Consider the following 18,574-nt stretch of genomic DNA (forward strand, 5'->3'; position numbering starts at 1 on the left):
GACGCCGGCGCGGCGTCAGAGCTCACCAGACTTGTCGGTCTCGTCGTTGCGTGGATGCAGCCAGGCGTCGAAGCCGATGGCCCCGAGCAGAACCGCTCCCCGGATGAGGTCCTGGACCGCGGTGGACAGTCCGTGCATGACCAGCAGGCTGTTCAATATGCCGACGAATAGCGCACCGGCCAGCACTCCGAGGACAGTTCCGCGACCACCCGACAACGAGACACCGCCAATCACCACCACCGTCAACGCGGTGAACAGGATGGGGTCGAACGAGCTGGATGTGGTCTGGATACTGCCCTGGATTGCGACGGCGACGAATCCGGCCAACGCAGCCAGCAGCGCAGACACCACGTACGTGAGCACCTGCAGAGGACGCACCGGGGCGCCGGAGGACCGGGCAGTGGCGAAGTTGTCACCCATCGCCCGGATGAGCCGGCCCGGTGTCGTGAAGGTGAGGAACAGCCATGCCGCGAGGAAGATGATCGCCGCGATCAGCACAGGCCGCGGAATGGACCAGAACGCGGTAACGCTCAGTCCGGCCAGCACCGAGTCCGGCGGAACTGTGTACACGTTCTGGTCAAGGATCAGTATTCCGATCCCCCCTATCGCCAGCATTCCGGTGGCCAGCGTGACGAATAACGCCGGAACCTCGACAAATGCGATGATTACACCGTTGACCAATCCTATGAACGCCGCGAGCAAAATCATCGCCCCGACGGCCTCCCACTGTCCCCACCCCTGATTCATCAGTGCGAGGGTGGCCTGGGCGCAGCCGAGGCCGATTCCAGCGATCGACAGGTCGAGGCCCTTTCCGATCACTACGATCGCCTGCCCGACCGCCATGATGCCGAACGCAGCGGACAGATTGAGGATGGTGCTCAAGTTGCCCGTGGTGAGGAAGTTGGCGGTGGTGGCACCGCCGACAAGTACCAGTGCCACGGTGATCGCCAGCACTAGGTATGCCTGGTCGAACGACCCTATCCTGGCCCGGAGCGAGACCCGGGGTCGCTCGGTGAGGGCTGCGGTCATGTCATCTCCTGATCTGTGGGTGGGGCGTGGCTCAGCGACGGGGTTTTCGTAAGGTCAAGCAGGACTGCGACGTCCACGACGTTCTCCAGATCGAAGACGGTCTCGCCGATCCGTTCGGCGGCCGCGTCGGATACCACCCGTCGACGTTGTGCCGGAGCTTGGTAATCAGCTGTTCATCGGTTGTGTACGTCTCCAAATCCGGTGATGGCGCACCCTTGGGGTATTGGCGGGTGCGAGCCGTGGCGGGTGGAGGGCCAAGTGGTAGCAACCAGTGTGAAGCCAGACACATCTGGCAACATCTGCCGTGGGTTCGATCTTCAGTACGACCTACGGACGATGCCGTAGATCGCGTATAGTATATTATCTGTGATGTGAACCACTCCCTGAGACGACGTGGAGGCTGTGGTCATGCGACCGAGTGATATCCGCCCCGCGCACGACGGCGTACTGTCCACCGACCTGCACGCAGAGGTCCGGTCGGTGGGCACGCATGCCGAAGCGGTCCTCGACCGCCCCTTCATCGAACACGGGGTGATGTCCACAGGATCGGCGAAACGAATTCTCGATCGCGTGTGGACGGTCGCGCTCGGCGAGCTCACCCAGCTTCCGCCCACGACTGCTCCTGACAGAATCAGATGCTTGACTTCACTGCTCGGTACCGTCCGCGATCTCGAAAGCCGCATCAACGAGTCGCGTGTGGCGTCGAGCGTCGAAGTGATGCGGTCGATCCACCGCTCCCTCGTACGATTACAGTCCGCCAAGACAGTCGACGAATTACTCACAAGCGCCGCTGAGGAAGTAATCACCATCGGTTTCGATCGCGCCCTGATCTCCACTGTCGAACGCGGACGCTGGAATCTGCACACGATGGTAATCGAGAAGGACCCTCGCCTCGCCGAGGAAATGGTGGCCGCCGGACGAGAACATCCGCCGACCTTGGACGGCACTTTGGTGGAGTCGGACGTCGTTGACCGAGGCGAACCCGGTCTCGTCTACGACGTACAGGACAACCCCAGGGTGGATCGCACACTCGTGGCGATATCCGGGTGCACGTCCTACGGCGTCGCGCCGATCAACGTGGGCGGGCGGGTCATGGGTTTGGTCCATGCCGACGCCCACTATGCACGTCGTCCAGTCGACAACACCGATCAATCAATCCTCACCTTATTCGGCGAGGGTCTCGGCTATGCGCTGGCTCGGGCTACCGTGCTGGAACGAGTGTCGGCGCTGACCACCACACTGTCCGACCTCACCGGAGGCGCAGTCTCTCCGAGTGTGCAGAGTTCCTCCTACGGCCTGTCCGGCCGCGAAGTCGAAGTACTCGAGCGAATGGCTGCCGGTGACAACAATCGCATGATCGCCCGCCGCCTGACGATCTCCGAGGGCACCGTCAAGACCCACATCACGCACATCCTGCGGAAGCTGGATGCCGGCAACCGCGCCGAAGCGGTGGCGTATTGGCTGCGCCGCTGACGCGTGCGCACTGTGCCAAAGCTTCCCAACGGCGGTGGGGGCGACCTTGATCGATCGCTCCCCCGCCGCATCATCACTTGGCGCGGAACAAAGTCTTGTACTCGAGATAGGCGTCGAGCGCCTGCGGGCCGAGCTCGCGCCCCATCCCGCTATTCTTCACCCCACCGAACGGGGTTTCGATCGGCAGTGTCGAGGTATTGATTCCTACGCTTCCGCTCACGATCCGGCGCGCCACCTCGGTGGCCTTCTCACGATCTGAGGAGAACACCCCACCGCCCAGGCCATACTCGGAATCGTTGGCGATCGCCACAGCTTCGTCGACCGTCTCGTACGACATCACTACCAGTACCGGGCCGAAAATCTCCTCACGCGCGATGCGCATGTCGTTGGTGACGTCGGTGAAGATGGTCGGCTCCACGTAATAGCCCCGCTCGAGCCCTTCGGGCCGTCCACCACCCAGAACCACAGTGGCGCCCTCCGCGCGGCCGAGAGCTATGTAGGACTCGACCCGCTCACGCTGGAGAGCGTTGACCAACGGCCCGAACAAGTTCACCGGATCGCTCGGATCGCCTTGTGGGATCGAGCGCAGCGTCTCCTCGAGCATTTCGACGATCTCATCGTGACGGGACGAAGGCACCAGCACTCTGGTCAGTGCGCGGCAGGTCTGGCCGGTGTTTGGCGAGCACGCCGACAATACGAGCGGCCGGAATTCATCGAGGTCGACATCATCGAGAAGAATTCCGGCGGACTTGCCGCCCAGTTCCAAAGTCACGCGCTTGAGTTGAGCTGCGCATTCTGCGGCGATTGCCCGACCCGCGCGGGTAGAACCAGTGAATGCGATCTTTCGAACGCCTTGATCGGCAACCAAGGCCGCGCCCGTTTCTCGTCCTCCGGTGACGATATTGACCACGCCGTCGGGTACGTCCGCCTCGGTGAGGATCTCGGCGAACAAAAACGCATCGAGCGATGTCTCCTGCGCCGGCTTGATCACCACCGTGCAGCCCGCTGCCAAGGCCGGACCCAGCTTCCAGGCGGTCAATGGCTGCGGACCATTCCACGGGATGATCGCGCCGACTACGCCGACCGGCTCTCGCCGTACGATCGCATCACCACTGGCGGTTTCCACCAGTTCCTCTGGTTCGAATACGTCGGCGAGATCGGCGAAGTAGCGGTAAACCACGGGCACCTGGGACTGCATGGCCCGGGCGATCGAGATCGGCGTTCCGTTCTGCCTGGTGACCAGTGCCGAAATCTCATCCATCCGCGCTTCGAAGGCATCCGCGATCGCCCGCAACACGGTCGCGCGTTCGGCCGCGCTCTTTGCCGCCCAAGCGGGTGCGGCCGCTTCGGCTGCTCCGACGGCTGCTGCGATGTCACGGGCGTCACCGTCGGCGATCGTCCCGATGACCTGCTCCGTGGCCGGGTCAATCACTTCGATGCGACCAGCGGAGTGTGATTCGACTAGCTTCCCACCGATAAAATGCTGATGGTGCTCGATCATCATGTGAATGGTTACCTCATTCCGGTGAACAGAACCTGGGGTCGTAGCTGGGAAATCATCATCGGGCTGTTGACAGTGAAGCTCATTGCTGCGTTGCGTGCATCTGCCGCTGTTCGTATTGCGCATCATCCGAAAGGGGGACGGGTGACGACGCCGGGCCCTGCGATTCGGCATTCAGGTTCCACTCCTCCGGCGGAGTTTGCGCCGGCGGTTCGATGAAATCAGACCCGCCGCGGCGGGTGCGTCGGCGGGTCTGACTTCTCGGCGAAATCCGAAGCCGGATCGGACTACATCCCTACCCCATCAACCGAGGTTGATGTAGACCGCCTTCGGGTAGAGGTAACTTTCGACATGCTCTTTGGCGCCCTTCCAGCCGTAACCGCTCATTTTTGTGCCGCCGAATCCGATGGCCGGATCGAGTACGCCGTAGCAATTGACCCAGACCGTGCCCGCATTGATTCCGCGTGAGACCTTGTGTGCAGTAGCCAAGTTTTGCGTCCACACCCCACCCGCCAGTCCGAAGGGTGTGTCGTTGGCGATGCGCAGCGCGTCTTCGGGTTCATCGAATGGGATCACGGATGCGACGGGACCGAAGATTTCTTCTTGCGCGATCGTCATCTCGTTGGACGCACCCGCGAACACGGTTGGCTCCACGAAGAAGCCGTTCGCAAGGGCTCCACCGAGTCGGCTACCGCCGCTGGCCAACCGCGCACCTTCGCCGCCGCCGATGTCGATGTAGTTCATGACGCGGTCGAGTTGCCGTTGTGAGATGAGTGGGCCGAGTTGAGTGTTCGGGTCGAGTCCATCTCCGACCTTGATCGTTTTCGTGAATTCTGTCATTCGCTCTACGAATTCGTCGTGTATCGAGCGCTGAACGAGTATGCGTGTGCCGGCGACGCATACCTGACCGCTGTTGGTGTACACGCCCATGGACGCACCAGGAACGGCCTTGTCCAGATCTGCATCGGCGAATATGATGTCCGGTGATTTGCCCCCCAGTTCCAACTGGAGACGCTTGAGGTTGCCCGCAGAGGCTCGGACGATCGACTTCGCTGTGCCGATGGACCCCGTGAACGCGATTCGGTCGATGTCCTTGTGTTCCGCCAATGCCTGTCCCGCGTCTCGACCGTATCCGGTCACGACGTTGATCACGCCGTCGGGTAGACCGGCTTCCGACATCAACTCCGCCACGCGTAGCACCGACAGTGATGCGTCTTCGGCGGGCTTGAGGACCGCAGTACAACCGGTGGCAAGCGCCGGACCGAAGATCCACCACAGACCGATCAACGGCCCGTTCCAGGGGATGATGCCACCGACCACACCTACAGGGGCGAGGCTTCGAAGGGTGAGGAAATCACCTGGCAGCGAGTTCTCTGGAGTCGCTACGGTTCCGGCGCCACACTGTGAAGCGAAGAAGTGCAGAACTTGCGAGGTCCACTCTGCGAGACCCTTCGTTCGCGACAGCGGCGCACCCATGTCGAGTGTTTCGATCAGAGCAAGTTCCTCGAAGTTCTCCAGAACGAGATCGTGAATCTTCAACATCAACTTGCGACGTTGGTGCGGAGTCCACCGACTCCACTCACCTTCGAACGCCGACCGCGCCGCCGATACTGCGAGATCGATGTCGGTGCTGTCACTCGCTGCGATTTCGCACATCTTCCCGCCGGTAGCGGGATTGACGACATCTATTGTTCTTCCGGATGCAGAGTCGACCCACCTTCCGCCGATCAGATTCTTTTTTCTACCCGCGATGAAATCGGGCCGCTGAGGTGAAAGCATCTCTTGTGTAGTCATATTGACTCCTTCTTGTTCTGCCGCGATCGCTTGTGATGTCGCCTGAGTACGGACGGGTACGTCTCAGTCGAACTCGAAGACACCCTTGCCCGCGTCTTGCTTGTCGAACCACTCGTAGGCCTCGGCTGCCTGATCGATCGTCCAACGGTGCGAATAGAGGTCGTCGACCGGCAGATGGTGGGAGACCACGTAGTCGGCGCAGCGCGCTTGTTCGATGGACGACATGGTCCACGAGGTCATGACCGTCCACTGCTTCTTGTATACGGCTTGCGTCATGAATTCCACTTCACCAGGCAATCCTGTGAAGCATGCCCGGCCGAATGTCCCCAGCACGCTGAACGCGTCTTCGGTCGCCCGCCCGGACGTCTCCATCACGACATCGGCCAAACGCCCACCGGTGTAGTCACTGACAACGTCGAGCAACGATTCCTCGCGAGAGTTGACGACGACGTCCGCACCGAAGTGCTTCGCGCGCTCCAACCGCCGCGCATCGATGTCCACGCCGACTACCATCGCACCCATGGAAGCCGCAAACATCGTGGCGGAAAGTCCGACTGGACCCTGGCCGATAACAACGGTGACGGTGTCACTGACTCCGCCGAGTCGCTTGATCGCACCCCAGGCAGTCCCGGTACCGCACCCGATCGCCGCGCCGGCTTTGAAGGACATTCCGCTGGGCAGCGGCAGTATCGAAGTAACCGGTACGACTGCGAACGGTGCATGTCCCCCGTTGACGTGGACGGCCATCGTCTTGCCTTGACCTGTCTCACACATCTGTGGCCAGCCTGCGCGACAGCGCCTGCACATACTGCAACCGAAGTAGTGGTGGATCATGACGCGGTCGCCGACGGTTGCGGCGGTGGGCGCGACGCCTTCACCGATTGCGTAGATCTCTCCGCACGGTTCGTGTCCCTGGATGACAGAGTGGTCGAAATCGAAACTGCCGTGATAAAAGTGCAGATCCGATCCACACATCCCTGAGGCTCGGATCTTGACGACCACCTCACCAGGGCCGGGGGTCGGCTCCGGCATGTCCCGCAGCACCGTAGTGCCATCACCTGGGAACAGTATGCTCTTCATCACTGTGCCTTTCCACGTAGCGCATCGGTACCGGCGGCGTCGATCCGCAGACCTTCCGGGTCGTTGCGTGGGTCACCGACGACGACGACGCCGTATTGTGCTGCAGCAGCCTCGATGCTGACGTACTCGTTGCGTACGTCGGCCAGAACTCGTTCGGGGTCTCGAGCGAAGGGATCACCCCAACCCCCACCTCCGTTCGTCAAACAGCGCAGGATGGTGTTCGGTGCGGTCGCCCACACCTGCCGACGTGCGAAATAGTTGTACTCGCCGTTTTCGGGGTCGAGCGCATGCGTCGACGGATTGAGAACACCCGCGACCGGTTCGCTGTGTTCGTACGCGCTGTCGGCAGTATCGACGAGGCCTTTCACCGGAGCATCGGTCGTCGGTGGAAATAGCCACATCGCCCCGTTCGGTCCTGCATTGCCTCCGTTGGCGCCGACGCCGCTCGGCTTCTTCGTCCGGAAGGGTGACAAATAATGCTGGCCGGCCGTCAGCCATAAAGTGTCTTTCAAATTCGCCGCTCCGCCTCGGAACGTACCCGCGCCACCCGTGTCGATCGCGTGCTCTTTTCGCAGAACGACGACCGGTGAGTCGTGTTCGATCGTTTCGGTAGCCGGGTCGAGGTTGTTGAGGGTCAGGAGCACGGTGTAGCTGTCGCCGTCACCGGCCTTCGATGCACCCCACGGGCCGTGCTCCCCTCCGCATTGGGTCGCGCTCGTCCATGGTGTGCCGTCCGGCCGCACGCCAGAGGCATTGTGGGTATTGGTAGAACCGTAGTCTCCGCCCACACCCTGCACTCCGAGAACAGGATTGAGCGCATCGAAGATAGCCGACGCGATCGCGCCCGATGCCTCCCAGAACATCATGATGCCGCCGTCCGGGGGTAGCGAGGAGACGATAGTCCCAGCGGGAGCGGCGATGTCGATGTTGCGCCAGGTTCCGGATGTGAACGGAACTTTCGGATCCAGCAGGATGGTCAAGGCTACACCCACTGCAGTCTTTGCATCGAGTACACCGCAGTTTATGCATGTCCGCGCTTGAGCCGAGGTCCCCGACAGATCGACCTCGATATCATCTCCTCGTTTGCGCACCAGCACGCGGACCGTGTAGTCGAGGGTGTCGTCCAATCCATCCGCATCGATCAGCGCAGACCCGGCGTAGTCGCCGTCGGGAACGCGTCCGATAGCGTCGCGCATTCGTTCGGCCGACGTGTCGCACGAATAGTCGAGTGTCCCGAGGTAGGAGTCGAGTCCGTAGCGGTCGATGTTTTCCAGGATCAACCGCTCCCCAAGCTTCAATTGCTGATAGATGCTCTTGAAGTCGGGGAGCAGCATTCCGCCCCATCGGGTGTTGTCGAAGATCAGACTGAAGGTGGATCGGACCGGCTTGTCTTCCGACCACAACAACATCGGTGGGATGACGAGGCCATTCTCGTAGACGTTCGACTTGGTGGCCGAGAATCCGCCCGGGACCGTGCCACCCATGTCCAACTGGTGGGCGCACAGGTTGACGTAGGACACGATCTTTCCGTCCACGAAGACCGGGCGCGTGAACGCGACATCGTTGACGTGTCTGCCTCCGCGGTAGGGGTCGTTGCAGATCAGAACATCGCCAGGGCGCAGATTTTCGGGGCCGTACTCCTCGACGGCGTTGCGAACCGCGTCACCCATGGTTCCCAGGAAGACGACGAGGCTGTTGCTCACAACGGCCATCGGGTAGTCCCGGTCTGCCGGCCCACTGATCGTGCACGCGAAGTCGTACCAATCGCGGATGATCGGCGAGAAAGCCTCTCGCATGAACCCGGTGGACATGTGCTCTACGGCGTATCGCAGCCGGTTCAAGATCACGGATGCGCTGAAGCGGTCGCACCCGTAAGTGTCCTTGAATTCGCTGTCGCTGAGGTCTCGAAGTCGCCGAGTCGATTCCGGCGACACGGACGGGACGGTCAGAGTGGACATAGTTATTTCCTCCGAATGATCAGTTCGCCGTACTCGCCGACGGTCGCCTGCTGGCCGGCGCCCACATGGGTGGTGGACAGTCCCTCATCGATGATCGTCGGGCCGGGAAGCACATCACCCGCGCGCAGCGTCGACCGCTCGTATACGTGGGCCTCCTGCGCGCCGTCGCCGCCCCCATCGATGTCGCCGAGGAAACGCAGTGTGGTTGTGCGCACTGGCAGTAGGGGCTCGTCGGCTCCGCGAACGGGGACACGGGGGAACTCGATTTTCGACGTCTCGACCACGGCGCGTATCCGAAATGTCACGCCTTCGACCGGCATGGCTTCGAAACGGTTGCCTGAACGACTCTCGTACGTGTCGTGGAACGAGGTCACCATCGTTGCTACGGCGTCTGCGTCGATCACCCCGTCGGGTACCGGCACAAACGGTGTATCCCAACTCTGACCGACGAGATGCGCGTCCATGCTGCGGAGGAATGTCACCGCGGTGGTATCGCCTACCTGTTCGCGAAGCTGAGTTTCCATCTCGGTGAACACTGCGTCGATCGACGGTGCCTTGTCCGGCGACAGCAGCAGGTAAGCGCTTCGATTGACCGTGAACACCTGGTCAGCGGCCAGCAGACCGATAGCCGAGAACAGACCGGGATTCGGCGGCACGATCACCTGCTTGCAATGCACGGTGTCGAGAACGGCGGGTAACAACATCGGTCCGGCTGCGCCGAAAGCAACGAGGCTGTAGTCACGCGGGTCGACGCCGTTCTTGATGGCGACATTGAATACGCCCTCGGCCATGTTGTTGACCGCCATCTCGTACGCGTAGCGGACTCGCTGCGCGAGGCTGAAGTCGGTGTCGAGCCCCTCGAACGCGCGCTCGGAGGCCGCGATGTCGAGATCGAGTTCGCCGCCGGCGAAACCTTCCGGGTCGATGATTCCGATCATCAGACACGTGTCTGTGGTCGTGGGTACGGTACCGCCGCGCCCGTAGCAGGCCGGGCCGGGCTGTGCCCGTGCACTGTCGGGACCAACCAGAATTTCCCCGGACTGGCCGATCGCGACGATGCTTCCGCCACCGGCGCCGATGCTGGAGATGTCGTTGGCGAGTGCGTTGACGACCAGATCGTGTTCCAGTTCGAAACTGGTGTTAACGAACGGAGCTCCGCCCGTTACTACGCTGATGTCGCACGAGGTCCCGCCGACATCGGCACACAGTAGGTCGGTTTCACCGATAAGGTCGCCGAAGTGAGCGCATGCGATTGTGCCTGCGGCCGGTCCCGAGAACACGATCCTGAACGGCAGGTCCATTGCGCGCGAGGCAGGAACGAGGGTTGCCGCGCAATCCGCGAAATTGAGTTGGCCGGTGAAGCCGAGCTCGGTCAACCCCTCTCCCAATCTCGCCGAGTACTTGGTGTAAATGATTTTCATCAAGGTGTCGATCACGGTCGTCGATGCGCGTGCGTACTCTTTGGCGAGGGGTGACACCTCACTGGAAATGGAGCACGGGACGTCGCCCAGCACCTCGGTGACCAGCTCGCGTAGCCGGATTTCGTGGACGGGGTTGACGTACGCGTTGATGAGGCAGATCGCCACCCCGGTCACATCGCACCTGCGCAGCACTTCTAGCTCCGCACGGGCCTGCTCCTCGTCCAGTTCGAAAAGCACGCTTCCATCCGAAGTGAGCCTTTCGCGGATGCCTCGGCGAAGGTAGCGATCAACGATCGGCCTCGATGCGTCACCGAAGCTGCGGCGCCAATGCGGATCGAGTATTGCTTCTGTGGGTCGCCAGACCCGTCCCATGTCTAGAATGTCGCGATGTCCCTCGGTGGTCAGGAAACCGATTTTGGGTAGCTTTCGAGTGATGACCGCGTTGAGGCCGTGGGTGCTGGCGTGGTTGAAGACATCCGAGCCTTCGACTCCGAGCAGCTGTGCGCCCTCGAGCACCGGTCCTGCGACCTCGGTGTAGTCGGTAGACACCTTGGTGGTCAGAATCTTGCCGTCGCGCCATGCGACGACATCTGTGAAGGTGCCCCCCACATCGACTGCAATCATATTGTCGTACTCCTCGATGGTTGGCGGTTAAACGAGATCGGCGAGCAGCTGGATGTGTCCAAGACGCGACCACCGCTCACGCTCGACGGAATGGAGACAGTTCTGACACTTGACGACGTGGAGCCAGCCGGTCTCGGCGACGACGGGATACGCGCGCAGCTTCTCCTTCCCGCATCGGGGGCACGCTCCTTCTCTCGGAAGCCTCTCGACTTCGAGCCTCGAGGCTTCGTGCGTGGGTTCTGACATTGATTGAGTCCTCCTGTGGGAAGCGACGGTCTAGTCCCAGAACGCTGATTCACAACGCTAAGCAGGAGAGATGCGGGTCACAATCCGCAAAGCGAAGGCGCGGTATCCGGGAAGCGAAGGTGGCACATTCAGCCGGTAAGGCATAATATATTCACTAAATGTGATACGGGTCACCAGAGGAAGGGAAGGGTCTTGCTACAGGTAGCAGCGGCGTCGAGCCTCCGGAAGTTTCGAACCGGTGATCCCGACGTCGCCCACAGACACGTAGCCACGACCTTCGCGAACCACGAGTTGGCTTTGGACGATCGGCAGCCAGTCGACTTTCGTCTCGACACGATTTCGTCGGGACGCCTGACGCTCGGTCGCATGTCCTACGGGGCGGCTGCCATTCTCAACGGTCCCCCGATGCAGTCCTGCTATCACGTCAACTTCTTGATAGAGGGCAGCAGTGTCGTCGAGCAGCGGGGCGTTCGGAGGAACTTGGATGCGAGGCAAGACGGCGTGGTCTTCGTACCCGATTCACCCGTGATGATCAACTGGAGCGCAGACGCAACGCAATATCACCTGAAGTTGCCCATCGACACTCTGGAGACCCATGCGGGTACGTTGCTCGGCCGACCGGAGAAGCAGGAAGTTCGCTTCGACTTGACCTTCGATACGGCCGCTGGAACAGGTCGGTCGCTGCTTGCCGCCGTGAAATTCCTCTACCGAGAACTCGCACGTGAGGACGGCATAGCCACGATGCCTCTCGCACGTCACGATTTCGAGTCCTCGCTTATGACCCAACTGCTGCTCACCGTTCCGAACCAGCTGACAGAAGCCCTCGTCGGGCCGTCACCGCGTGCTGGGTCGCCAACGGTGCGCAACCTGATCGACTTCATCGACGCACACCCCGACGAGGCAATGACGACCGCCGACCTTGCCGCCAAGGCAGGCGTGACCGCGCGGGCTTTGCAGCTCGGATTTCAGCAGGCCGTCGGAATGGCGCCCAGTGAGTACGTTCGTTCGGTGCGGCTCGATCGAGTCCGCAGCGATTTGGCGGCGGGTCGGTCGGAATCGGTCAGCGCTTCTGCCGCACGGTGGGGCTTTTTCCACCTCGGTAGGTTCGCCCGACAGTACCGCGAGAAGTTCGGCGAATTACCCTCCGAGACACTGAACCGTTCGATGAGATAGAACGAAGAACGCCGCACCGGATGCTGTTACTACACCGACCATTTCGTCGAACAAGACGGCGTATGGGAAGCATTGACTCCGCGGGGGACTCGGCGCTGCAAGAGAAATGGAGCGGCTGGCAGGGGGGACTGTAGCGCTGGCAGGGGGGACTGTAGCGAGTGCCTACACAGCACTGCGCTGCTCTTGCCGTCGAACTCTCCGGCAAGAGCAGCGCAGTGTTTCGATCCGATCATTCAGCGGAGTTGGGCTGCAATCGGTTCAGGATCGTCGAGATGTCGTCGACGTTCTCGAGGTCGTAGACGGCCTCGATGACGGCGTCCGCGTCCGCGTCGCTCACGACTCCATCGATGTTGTGGCGGAACTTGGCGATCAGTTCGTCGTCGGTCATGTACGTGAGCGGGTCGGGGGAAGGACTGCCCTTGGGGTAGCCGCGTTCGCCGGAGAACCGGGTGCCGCGTGCGTGGACCTCGATGCGCGATCGGCGTGCAGCCGGGTTGCTCGCCAGTGCCGCGGTGTAGTCGGGGTGTTCCTGGAATGTCGTCTTCTTGGTGAGCTCGAGGACGGACGGGTCGAGGACCGCTTCCGGGGTCTGCCAGTCCTTGCCGGGGGGAATCCGGTGTGCGGCGAGGGCAAGGCCGTGAGTCATGCTGAACTGCGCATCACGCGGATTGCGGATGGTCTCGTTGACCCACACCGGCTGCATCACGAAGCTCTCACCCCAGGCGTTGATGGCCTCGATCTCGTCGGGCTTGATGTCGTTGACCTCGATGATCTCGGTGAGGGCATCGAACAGCGCGTGCATCACCCGGCAGTGCGGATACGGCTTGAACGACTGGAACGGGGTGAAGGTCCACTCCGTCCCCAAACCCGCGGTGATCGGCGCCGGCTCCCAGCGTGAAGTCCCGATGAATCGGGGGAAGCCGTACTCGCGGTCGTCGAGCATCTGGCGGTCACCGGTGTGGCCGAACTCGGCCAGCTGTGCGGCCGTGACCGCCGACAGGGCCATACCCCCGGCGAGCTGGTACTTGATCGTCGTCGACGGCGCGTGCATCATCCATGCCCGCTGGGTGTTGGTCGGCATCGTCGAGCCCATGATCCCGAGCGCATCGGCAAGCATGTCGTTGCCGAACCCCTTGACCACGCCGATCGCGGCCGCCGCACCGAACAGCGTGCTGCTGTAGCCGATGACCTTCGGGATGGTGACCACACCATCTTTGATGTCGCGTAGATAATCAGTGGCCTTGCCGATGCGGTACGACATTTCGTGCGCCACTGCGATCGCGGTGAGCAGGCGTTCGCCCGAGGAGTGCAGAGCTTCTGCCGTCGCCAACGCGCCGGGCACCACGTAGGGGGTCACGTGACCGGGCGGCAGGACCGCGTCCTGGTCGAGTGCGTTGACCAATTCGGCGTTGGCGAACGCCGCACCGGGTACCGACGTCTTCACACCGGTTCCGATAATCGACGCCGGGCCACCAGACCCGCCGAGAAACTGGCCGTACTCGATGCCCCTGCGCGCGCCCGCGTCGCCGAGCGACGCCACCGCGCAGCCGAGGGTGTCCAGCAGAATCCGCTTGGACTCGGCAACCACGTCACCCGGGAGTGACCGTGCTTCGGCGCCGGCGGCGAAATCCGCGAGATCTTCGACAATTGTTGGCATCAGATTCTTCCTCTTGTTGCTGTGATGGTGATCGTGACGTTGGTTCGGTTACACAGGCCACTGAATGTGCTTGACCTCGAAGAACTCACGGAATCCCTCTTCGCCACCTTCGCGACCGATGCCGCTGTGTCCAGGTCCGCCCCACGGGGCGTCCCCGCGCATTCCGCCCCCGCCATTGATGGTGACGGTGCCCGACCGAAGACGACGAGCGAACGCGAGTGCGTCGGGGGTGGGGCCCCACACGTTGGCGTTGAGGGCGTACTTGACACCGTTGGCCATGCGGACGGCTTCGTCCAGGTCGGTATAGGGCATCACCACCCCGACGGGCGCGAAGAGTTCCTCCTGCGCGATCTCCGCGTCGTTCGAGATACGGGTCACCAGAGTCGGTTCGAGGAAGAAGCCGTCATCGAGGCCGGGCGGCCGGCCCCCACCGACGGGAACCTCGGCGCCCTCCTCCCGGGCGCGCGCCAGAAAGCCCTCCACATTTCCACGATGTTCACCGGTGATCAGCGGTCCCAGGACGGTGTCAGGGTGATGGGGGTCGCCGACCGTGAGGCCACCGAGGAACTTGCCCGACCTCTCGACGTACTCGTCGAAATCAGCCTGAGGCACCAGGGTTCGTGTCGTCGCCCCACAGGCTTGGCCGCTGTTTCGGGTGAAACGCAGCGCGGAGGCGGGTACCGCCTTCTCGATGTCGGTGCCGGGCAGCACGATGTTGGGTGATTTGCCGCCGAGCTCGAGGACGACCTTCTTCAGCGTCGGAGCAGCCAAGGTGAGAATCTTGCTGCCGACCGCGGCCGAACCGGTGAACGTCACCAGGTCGACCTCGGGCGCACTCACCACCTGCGCGGTCACACTCGGCGGACCGAAGACCAGATTCACCGCACCCGGCGGGAATCCCGCCTCCTCGATCAGTCGCATGATCGCGGCCGTCAGCAACACCGCCCGTGGCGAGGTCACCAGGACGGTTGAGCAGCCCGACGCCAAGGCAGGACCGAGCTTGTACGCGCACATCATGACCGGGACGTTGTAGGCGACGACCGCGGCCACCACACCGGCCGGGTCCCGCACCAGCATGCTGCTCGACACAACCGGGTCGCGATGCAGCGGAAGGGGCTGCTCGTAGCCGTCCCGCGGCCCCCGCGCCGCCGCGTCGGCGAACCACCGGAAGAACCGGACGGGCAGATCGACATGCAAGGCAGCGGCGCTGCTGACCGGTGTGCCGATTTCGGTGGCGGCGAGGTCGACGATGTCTTCCCGGTCCCGCTCGAGCAGATCCGCCAGCCGGTGCAGCAGGGCACTGCGCTCACCGGGTCCGAGACGGCTCCACTCGCCGTCGTCGAACGCCCGGCGGGCAGCGGACACCGCTGCGGCGACCTGCGCCGGGCTCGCCGCCGGTGTGACGGACAGTTCCCGACCGGTCGTCGGGTTGATCGACCGGATCGCCTCTCCTTCGCCCGCGATCCGGCGCCCGTCGATGTGGCACTCGGCCACGACATTCGGTGCGGTCATGACTGTGAACCTCTGCCTCTCGCTCGTGCACGGTGCCCTTCCCAGCTCGCGACCGGGCCTGGACCACCATACTCAATATATTATGTTCGTAAACTGTCAGTTGCGGTGTCACCCCGCCATGTATCCGCCGTCGACGACGAACGAGCCACCGGTCGCGTAGCCGGCGCGATCGGAGAGGAGCCAGCACGCCATCTCGGCGATATCGTCGGGTTGCGCGAGTGCGCCGAAGGGAATTCGGGACATGATGGTGGATCCGCTGCGGCGCTTGGCGTCCTTCATCAAATCGGTGTCGGTGTAGCCCGGGCACACCGCGTTGATCCGGATGGTCGGCGCGTATTCGATTGCCGCAGTTTTGGTCAGGCCGACGACGCCGTGCTTGGCCGCCGCGTACCCGGCAGTGGTCTTGAACCCGGTGAGACCTGCGAGCGATGCGGTATTCACGATGACGCCCCCGCCCTGGGCCACCATTTGCTTCAACTCGGCGCGCATACACAGCCACACGCCCTTGAGGTTCACCGCGATGGCCCGGTCGAATGCCTCCTCGTCCCAATCCGCAACGGATCGACCGCCCTGACCGATCTGCCCGCCGCTCACGCCCGCGTTGTTGAACGCGCCGTCCAGGCTGCCGTAGTGGTCGACGGCCGCGGCGACCATCGCATCCACCGACGCTCCGACCGTGAGGTCGGCGGGAAGCGCGATCGCCACGCCGCCCGCCGCACGCACGAGGTCTGCCGTCGCCGCGACGCCTTCCTCGGACACATCGGTCGCCGCGACCCGTGCGCCTTCCTTCGCGGCCAGCAGGGACGTCGCGCGCCCGATGCCTCCCGCCGCGCCGGTGACGAGTACTACTTTCCCGTCGAGCAATCCTGGCATTTCAGTCCTTCTTCCGAGTAGATGCGTTGGTGCCTATCCGACGCGCGATGCCGGCCAGTCGTGGGCCGGCGAACGCCAAGCGGGCCAGTTGTCCTCGGGCTCGGGACGCGTCACCGACACGTGGTGAAAGCACTCTTGGCACTTCACGACCATGCGGGGTCCGAGGTGGTTGGCGACGGGATAGCGAGCGAGACTCGTTGCGCCGCACGACGGACATTCGCCGTCGACGGTGGTGCGTTCGACGTAGACCCGGTCGGTCTCGGGGCGGGGAACAGGAGTCGGTCGACTGCCATGGGGATGCCTTTCTCAGAGATTCCAGTTGCGGGGGGTGGCCACCGGCACGCTCCAGCGCCCCTGGTCGCGGTCGGCGGTCAGCTGCGCTCGCCGTGCCGCTGTGGCGGCCTCGTCGACGTCACCGTTCGCGATCACGACCCCGTGGGCGTCGGCCGCGAACTCGGGGCTGACAAGTCCGCTACGGACGTCCTGCAGCACCTTTTCGGGGATACGGGCGAGGGGGTCGCCCCAGCCGCCGCCACCGCCGATGACGAAGCGCAGCGCGTCGCCGGCTTTCAGGACGAGTCCGGAGAACTTGCCGGTCTGGTAGCGCGCACCGCGCCCGAACTCACCGTTGTTCGGGTCCGGCCTGCCCTGCTCGTCGAACATGCCGAACAGCGGCTCGGCGCCCCGCAGGTCGAGTGGGTCACCGTGTTCGGCAAGGTCGAAGTTCTCGATGTACCAGCCGTAGGCCGGCGAGCCGGCGCCACCTCCGTTCGAGCCGGGAGCGCCGCAGCGGACCCGGTCTGCGGTGATGGTGACCATCGTGTCGGACTCGGCGAAGATCGAGTAGACCGAGCCGAGACCGCCGCGGAATTCTCCGGCTCCGGCGGTGTCGATCACCATCTCGTGCTGGACGATGACCAGGGGGCTCTCGATCTCGACGTGTTCCTGCACCGACGTCCGGCAGTTGCCGATCGGAATCACGCAGAAGGAGACACCGTCGTCCTTCCACGTGCCGCCCCAGCCGCCACCGGCGAGCGCGAATGCACCCCACGGCGTGCCTTCGTGGCCCGGGCGGGTGTCGATACCGCCGAGGCTGACGACGACGGCAGTGCCTGTGTCACAAGCGAATGCCTCGTCCATCGCCTGGCTCAGGGCCTGGGTGACGACGTTGATCCCCCGCGCGCCGATGTCGGCGTGGTTGGAGCAACTCGACGGCGGCAGAACCTGCACCACGCTGCCGGACGGCAGCAGAGTCTCGATCGGCCGCAGCGTGCCACTGTTGACCGGTGTCGACGGGTCGACCATCAGCTTGACCGCCTCGATGCAGCGTGAGGCCTCGCACCAGGCGGTGCCACAGTTGCCGAGGGGCTGCCGACCCGAACCGGAGAAGTCGATCTCCATGGAATCGCCGCGGACCTTCACCGTCACGTTGACCGGGATCGGCTCGTCGGTGACACCGTCCTCGTCGAGGAAGTCCTCGGCGGTGTAGTCACCGTCCGGGATACTCGCGATGCCGCGCCGCATGCTGGCCTCGGTGGCCTCGATAGCGTAGCGGCCGGCCGCACGCACCTTCTCCAGGCCGCCGCGGGCGATCAGATCCTGCAGCTGGCGCTCGCCGACCACCAGGCAGCCGTGCAGAGCCCGCAGGTCGCCGAGCACGAGCTGCGGCACCCGGTTGTTCTCCAGGATGAAGTTGAACAGCGGACGAACCGGGACGTCGTTTGCGTACAGCAACGTCGGCGGCAGCTTCAGCTGCTCCTCGAAGTGCGTCTGGGTGCCGTTGGAGAAGCCGCCCGGGATCGCACCACCGAGATCGACGAGGTGGGACGTCGAGTGCAACAGGAACTCCACACGGCCATCGACGAAGACGGGCCGGAGCAGGTTGACGTCGGACTGGTGGATGGTGCCGCGCCACGGGTCGTTGACGAAGATGACGTCACCGGGCTGCATGCTGTCGATGTCCCACTCGTCCATCACGAAGTTTGCGATGTGCGGAGCCGTGAAGGCGTGCTGCATGCAGCCCTCCCACAGCGCGACGGTTTCCCAGCCGTCGCCGGTGCGCATGTGAATGGCGCTGGTGCAGTCCAGGATGTCGCGACAGACCGGGGAGAAGGCGCTGCGCATCAGCGAGTCGAGCATCTCCCGGGCGACCTCGGTGAGGCCGTAGCGGAGGATGTCGAGTTCGACGTCGACCGAGGGGCCGGTGTCAGGGGTGGTGATCGTCATGGTCTGC

Annotated in this window: 12 protein-coding genes; 2 read left to right on the forward strand and 10 right to left on the reverse strand. The window is 63.3% G+C overall.

Annotated elements, in window-relative coordinates; genetic code table 11:
* Positions 1 to 15: 15 nt before the first annotated feature.
* Positions 16 to 1,029, reverse strand: coding sequence for an ABC transporter permease (locus CBI38_RS16630; protein ID WP_109330457.1), 1,014 nt, complete (start codon positions 1,027 to 1,029; stop codon positions 16 to 18).
* A gap of 408 nt (positions 1,030 to 1,437) precedes the next feature.
* Between CBI38_RS16630 and CBI38_RS16635 the strand changes: the two genes are divergently transcribed.
* The gene (locus CBI38_RS16635; protein WP_109330459.1) at positions 1,438 to 2,502 is read left to right on the forward strand and encodes a LuxR C-terminal-related transcriptional regulator; all 1,065 of its coding nucleotides are present in this window, start codon (positions 1,438 to 1,440) and stop codon (positions 2,500 to 2,502) included.
* A 73-nt stretch (positions 2,503 to 2,575) separates the two neighbouring features.
* Here the strand turns inward: CBI38_RS16635 and CBI38_RS16640 are convergent, their stop codons facing one another.
* The 5 genes from CBI38_RS16640 to CBI38_RS16660 form a co-directional block, all read right to left on the reverse strand.
* The gene (locus CBI38_RS16640) at positions 2,576 to 4,006 is read right to left on the reverse strand and encodes an aldehyde dehydrogenase (RefSeq protein WP_109330461.1); all 1,431 of its coding nucleotides are present in this window, start codon (positions 4,004 to 4,006) and stop codon (positions 2,576 to 2,578) included.
* A gap of 300 nt (positions 4,007 to 4,306) precedes the next feature.
* Positions 4,307 to 5,797 (reverse strand): aldehyde dehydrogenase family protein, encoded by a 1,491-nt coding sequence (locus CBI38_RS16645; protein WP_204164757.1) that lies wholly within the window; start codon positions 5,795 to 5,797, stop codon positions 4,307 to 4,309.
* Positions 5,798 to 5,860: 63 nt separating this feature from the next.
* Positions 5,861 to 6,877: an alcohol dehydrogenase catalytic domain-containing protein gene (locus tag CBI38_RS16650; RefSeq protein ID WP_109330465.1), complete on the reverse strand. Its 1,017-nt coding sequence runs from the start codon at positions 6,875 to 6,877 to the stop codon at positions 5,861 to 5,863.
* Positions 6,877 to 8,835, reverse strand: coding sequence for a hydantoinase B/oxoprolinase family protein (locus CBI38_RS16655; RefSeq protein ID WP_109330467.1), 1,959 nt, complete (start codon positions 8,833 to 8,835; stop codon positions 6,877 to 6,879). The genes CBI38_RS16650 and CBI38_RS16655 overlap by 1 nt, the downstream gene beginning before the upstream one ends.
* Before the next feature lie 2 nt (positions 8,836 to 8,837).
* The gene (locus tag CBI38_RS16660; protein ID WP_109330469.1) at positions 8,838 to 10,880 is read right to left on the reverse strand and encodes a hydantoinase/oxoprolinase family protein; all 2,043 of its coding nucleotides are present in this window, start codon (positions 10,878 to 10,880) and stop codon (positions 8,838 to 8,840) included.
* A 438-nt stretch (positions 10,881 to 11,318) separates the two neighbouring features.
* Here CBI38_RS16660 and CBI38_RS16670 point away from each other — a divergent pair, with 438 nt between their 5' ends.
* The gene (locus CBI38_RS16670) at positions 11,319 to 12,299 is read left to right on the forward strand and encodes an AraC family transcriptional regulator (protein ID WP_109330473.1); all 981 of its coding nucleotides are present in this window, start codon (positions 11,319 to 11,321) and stop codon (positions 12,297 to 12,299) included.
* 229 nt (positions 12,300 to 12,528) lie between these two features.
* On the opposite strand, the gene CBI38_RS16675 is transcribed toward CBI38_RS16670, so the two are convergent.
* From CBI38_RS16675 to CBI38_RS16695, 4 genes are all read right to left on the reverse strand, one after another.
* A complete protein-coding gene (locus CBI38_RS16675; RefSeq protein ID WP_109330475.1) occupies positions 12,529 to 13,956 on the reverse strand; it encodes an MmgE/PrpD family protein in 1,428 nt (475 codons plus the stop codon).
* A gap of 48 nt (positions 13,957 to 14,004) precedes the next feature.
* Positions 14,005 to 15,468, reverse strand: coding sequence for an aldehyde dehydrogenase family protein (locus CBI38_RS16680; RefSeq protein WP_109330477.1), 1,464 nt, complete (start codon positions 15,466 to 15,468; stop codon positions 14,005 to 14,007).
* A gap of 108 nt (positions 15,469 to 15,576) precedes the next feature.
* Positions 15,577 to 16,341 carry an SDR family NAD(P)-dependent oxidoreductase gene (locus CBI38_RS16685; RefSeq protein ID WP_109330479.1) on the reverse strand — a complete coding sequence of 255 codons (765 nt, stop codon included), beginning with the start codon at positions 16,339 to 16,341 and terminating at the stop codon, positions 15,577 to 15,579.
* A 306-nt stretch (positions 16,342 to 16,647) separates the two neighbouring features.
* A complete protein-coding gene (locus tag CBI38_RS16695) occupies positions 16,648 to 18,567 on the reverse strand; it encodes a hydantoinase B/oxoprolinase family protein (protein WP_109330481.1) in 1,920 nt (639 codons plus the stop codon).
* Positions 18,568 to 18,574 lie beyond the last annotated feature (7 nt).

The sequence above is a fragment of the Rhodococcus oxybenzonivorans genome (genome assembly GCF_003130705.1).
GTDB lineage: Bacteria > Actinomycetota > Actinomycetes > Mycobacteriales > Mycobacteriaceae > Rhodococcus_F > Rhodococcus_F oxybenzonivorans.